This is a genomic window from Anaeromassilibacillus sp. 1001302B_160321_C8, assembly GCF_015554745.1.
In the GTDB taxonomy this organism is placed as follows: domain Bacteria; phylum Bacillota; class Clostridia; order Oscillospirales; family Acutalibacteraceae; genus Anaeromassilibacillus; species Anaeromassilibacillus stercoravium.
The window spans coordinates 1-1,089 of the sequence record NZ_JADNJD010000056.1 but is presented as its reverse complement, the minus strand read 5'-3'; the positions used below and the strand labels follow the sequence as shown (position 1 = coordinate 1,089).

General features: G+C 51.5%; 1 protein-coding gene. It reads left to right on the top strand.

What is annotated here, in order from left to right; genetic code table 11:
* The first annotated feature begins 128 nt into the window (after window positions 1-128).
* Complete coding sequence (locus tag I2E77_RS13705) at window positions 129-1,079, top strand: DDE-type integrase/transposase/recombinase (RefSeq protein WP_087234999.1); 951 nt, start codon at window positions 129-131, stop codon at window positions 1,077-1,079.
* The last annotated feature ends 10 nt before the right edge of the window (window positions 1,080-1,089 follow it).

The window sequence follows — 1,089 nt, the reverse complement described above, 5'->3', positions numbered from 1 at the left end:
TGTAGAGCTACAATACATGTTGGACAGAAGAGCAAGTAAAAGCAAATAAAAAAGTAGAAGGACAGAGCCTTCATAGGGTATAGTTAAGTTGCGACACCAACAAACCCAAAAAAGGAGCTCTGTCCCTCATGAGTAAAAGTATAACACAAGACATGCGGTATCGGCAATCCCTAATGCAGTATGCAGCCAAATATGGCGTGAGCCGTGCAAGCCGGAAATACAACAAGAGCCGGTCATATATCTACTTCTGGAAGGCACGCTGGGATGGAAGTATGGCGTCCCTGGCTTGTCAGTCCAGGCGCCCCCATCACCATCCAAACCAACACACAGAAGCGGAACTGAAGCTCATCCGAGACATGCGGAGGAGGAATCCCACGCTGGGAATGGTAGAACTCTGGCACCGGCTCCGCAAACGTGGGTATACCCGCTGTCCGGAAAGTCTGTTCCGGGTCATGCGCAAGCTGGGGATGTTCCCGCAGCCAAAGGTCAAAGCAGCCTACAAGGCAAAGCCATACGAACAGATGCAGTATCCCGGCCAGCGCGTTCAGGTAGATGTGAAGGTGGTGCCGATGAAATGCCTAACAAACCCGGAAGAACGGCTATACCAGTATACGGCGATCGACGAATATACACGCCTTCGCTATCTGGGCGCATATCCAGAACAAAGCACTTACTCCTCCGCTGATTTCCTGGAGAAAATGGTGGCATGGTTCAAACGCCGTGGTGTGCGGGTAGAGTGCGTGCAGACAGACAATGGCATTGAGTTTACCAACCGTTTTTCGACCAACAAGAAGAACCGGCTCACACGCTTTGAGCTGACCGCTGCACGCCTTGGGATCCTGCACAAGCTGATTCGCCCCTACACACCTCGCCACAACGGCAAAGTAGAACGCAGTCACCGCGAAGACCAGAAGCGATTCTACGACACACATCGTTTCTTCTCTCTTGCCGATTTTGGTGTGCAGCTCGCTGCACACCAAAATCGCTCCAACGACTTACCTATGCGCCCCCTTGCCTGGCTCTCCCCGAAAGAAAAACTTGCTGCTTTCTTTGAATCTCTCGCTGTACAAGATGTTTGACAAACCTACA

Excerpts from the sequence above, each read along its gene's own strand:
- I2E77_RS13705 (WP_087234999.1), top strand. The coding sequence starts at position 129 with ATGAGTAAAAGTATAACACAAGACATGCGGTATCGGCAATCCCTAATG.